The organism is Pseudomonas zanjanensis (assembly GCF_014268745.2).
GTDB classification, from domain to species: domain Bacteria; phylum Pseudomonadota; class Gammaproteobacteria; order Pseudomonadales; family Pseudomonadaceae; genus Aquipseudomonas; species Aquipseudomonas zanjanensis.
The window spans coordinates 1-3,266 of the sequence record NZ_JABWRB020000015.1 but is presented as its reverse complement, the minus strand read 5'-3'; the positions used below and the strand labels follow the sequence as shown (position 1 = coordinate 3,266).

Here is a 3,266-nt window from a genome sequence, read left to right as displayed (position 1 = left end):
CACTGCTGAGTTCGGGATGGGATCAGGTGGTTCCAATGCTCTATGGTCGTCAAGAAATTCGGGTACTGAGTCGTGGCCTGATGGCCTCGCTTCAGCAAATTGGGTATGTGATAGTGTCGGTGTTTTGTGAGATTCGAACTTTCGGTTCGTTTCGTCTTCACACACCGCAATCTGGTGCTCTTTCGAGTCAGCAAATTGCTTGGGTGTTATATGGTCAAGCCTCACGGGCAATTAGTACAGGTTAGCTCAACGCCTCACAGCGCTTACACACCCTGCCTATCAACGTCGTAGTCTTCGACGGCCCTTCAGGGGACTCAAGGTCCCAGTGAGATCTCATCTTGAGGCAAGTTTCCCGCTTAGATGCTTTCAGCGGTTATCTTTCCCGAACATAGCTACCCGGCAATGCCACTGGCGTGACAACCGGAACACCAGAGGTTCGTCCACTCCGGTCCTCTCGTACTAGGAGCAGCCCCTCTCAAATCTCAAACGTCCACGGCAGATAGGGACCGAACTGTCTCACGACGTTCTAAACCCAGCTCGCGTACCACTTTAAATGGCGAACAGCCATACCCTTGGGACCGGCTTCAGCCCCAGGATGTGATGAGCCGACATCGAGGTGCCAAACACCGCCGTCGATATGAACTCTTGGGCGGTATCAGCCTGTTATCCCCGGAGTACCTTTTATCCGTTGAGCGATGGCCCTTCCATACAGAACCACCGGATCACTAAGACCTACTTTCGTACCTGCTCGACGTGTCTGTCTCGCAGTCAAGCGCGCTTTTGCCTTTATACTCTACGACCGATTTCCGACCGGTCTGAGCGCACCTTCGTACTCCTCCGTTACTCTTTAGGAGGAGACCGCCCCAGTCAAACTACCCACCATACACTGTCCTCGATCCGGATAACGGACCTGAGTTAGAACCTCAAAGTTGCCAGGGTGGTATTTCAAGGATGGCTCCACGCAGACTGGCGTCCACGCTTCAAAGCCTCCCACCTATCCTACACAAGCAAATTCAAAGTCCAGTGCAAAGCTATAGTAAAGGTTCACGGGGTCTTTCCGTCTAGCCGCGGATACACTGCATCTTCACAGCGATTTCAATTTCACTGAGTCTCGGGTGGAGACAGCGCCGCCATCGTTACGCCATTCGTGCAGGTCGGAACTTACCCGACAAGGAATTTCGCTACCTTAGGACCGTTATAGTTACGGCCGCCGTTTACCGGGGCTTCGATCAAGAGCTTCGCGTTAGCTAACCCCATCAATTAACCTTCCGGCACCGGGCAGGCGTCACACCCTATACGTCCACTTTCGTGTTTGCAGAGTGCTGTGTTTTTAATAAACAGTCGCAGCGGCCTGGTATCTTCGACCGGCGTGGGCTTACGCAGCAAGTGCTTCACCCTCACCGGCGCACCTTCTCCCGAAGTTACGGTGCCATTTTGCCTAGTTCCTTCACCCGAGTTCTCTCAAGCGCCTTGGTATTCTCTACCCAACCACCTGTGTCGGTTTGGGGTACGGTTCCTGGTTACCTGAAGCTTAGAAGCTTTTCTTGGAAGCATGGCATCAACCACTTCGTCACCCAAAGGGTAACTCGTCATCAGCTCTCGGCCTTGGAATCCCGGATTTACCTAAGATTCCAGCCTACCACCTTAAACTTGGACAACCAACGCCAAGCTGGCCTAGCCTTCTCCGTCCCTCCATCGCAATAACCAGAAGTACAGGAATATTAACCTGTTTTCCATCGACTACGCTTTTCAGCCTCGCCTTAGGGACCGACTAACCCTGCGTCGATTAACGTTGCGCAGGAAACCTTGGTCTTTCGGCGTGGGTGTTTTTCACACCCATTGTCGTTACTCATGTCAGCATTCGCACTTCTGATACCTCCAGCAAGCTTCTCAACTCACCTTCACAGGCTTACAGAACGCTCCTCTACCGCATCACTTACGTGATACCCGTAGCTTCGGTGTATGGTTTGAGCCCCGTTACATCTTCCGCGCAGGCCGACTCGACTAGTGAGCTATTACGCTTTCTTTAAAGGGTGGCTGCTTCTAAGCCAACCTCCTAGCTGTCTAAGCCTTCCCACATCGTTTCCCACTTAACCATAACTTTGGGACCTTAGCTGACGGTCTGGGTTGTTTCCCTTTTCACGACGGACGTTAGCACCCGCCGTGTGTCTCCCATGCTCGGCACTTGTAGGTATTCGGAGTTTGCATCGGTTTGGTAAGTCGGGATGACCCCCTAGCCGAAACAGTGCTCTACCCCCTACAGTGATACATGAGGCGCTACCTAAATAGCTTTCGAGGAGAACCAGCTATCTCCGAGCTTGATTAGCCTTTCACTCCGATCCACAGGTCATCCGCTAACTTTTCAACGGTAGTCGGTTCGGTCCTCCAGTTAGTGTTACCCAACCTTCAACCTGCCCATGGATAGATCGCCCGGTTTCGGGTCTATTCCCAGCGACTAGACGCCCTATTAAGACTCGCTTTCGCTACGCCTCCCCTATTCGGTTAAGCTCGCCACTGAAAATAAGTCGCTGACCCATTATACAAAAGGTACGCAGTCACCCAACAAAGTGGGCTCCCACTGCTTGTACGCATACGGTTTCAGGATCTATTTCACTCCCCTCTCCGGGGTTCTTTTCGCCTTTCCCTCACGGTACTAGTTCACTATCGGTCAGTCAGTAGTATTTAGCCTTGGAGGATGGTCCCCCCATATTCAGACAAAGTTTCTCGTGCTCCGTCCTACTCGATTTCACTTCTAAGATCCTTTCGCGTACAGGGCTATCACCCACTATGGCCGCACTTTCCAGAGCGTTCCGCTAAAATCAAAGAAGCTTAAGGGCTAGTCCCCGTTCGCTCGCCACTACTAAGGGAATCTCGGTTGATTTCTTTTCCTCAGGGTACTTAGATGTTTCAGTTCCCCTGGTTCGCCTCTTGCACCTATGTATTCAGTACAAGATAACCATCTTATGATGGCTGGGTTCCCCCATTCAGACATCTCCGGATCAAAGTCTGTTTGCCGACTCCCCGAAGCTTTTCGCAGGCTACCACGTCTTTCATCGCCTCTGACTGCCAAGGCATCCACCGTATGCGCTTCTTCACTTGACCATATAACCCCAAGCAATCTGGTTATACTGTGAAGACGACATTCGCCGAAAATTCGAATTTCTCAACTAAGAGAACTCACAAATTTTACCTTAGCCTGATCCGTTACCAGTGAAAGTAACGTTCAGTCTATCTTTCTATCACATACCCAAATTTTTAAAGAACGA

Annotated in this window: 2 rRNA genes; both read right to left on the bottom strand. The window is 51.3% G+C overall.

Annotated elements, in window-relative coordinates:
- A 5S ribosomal RNA gene (rrf, locus tag HU715_RS27770) occupies positions 1-54 on the bottom strand; the annotation flags it as partial.
- A gap of 156 nt (positions 55-210) precedes the next feature.
- Positions 211-3,102, bottom strand: a 23S ribosomal RNA gene (locus HU715_RS27175).
- Positions 3,103-3,266: the final 164 nt, after the last annotated feature.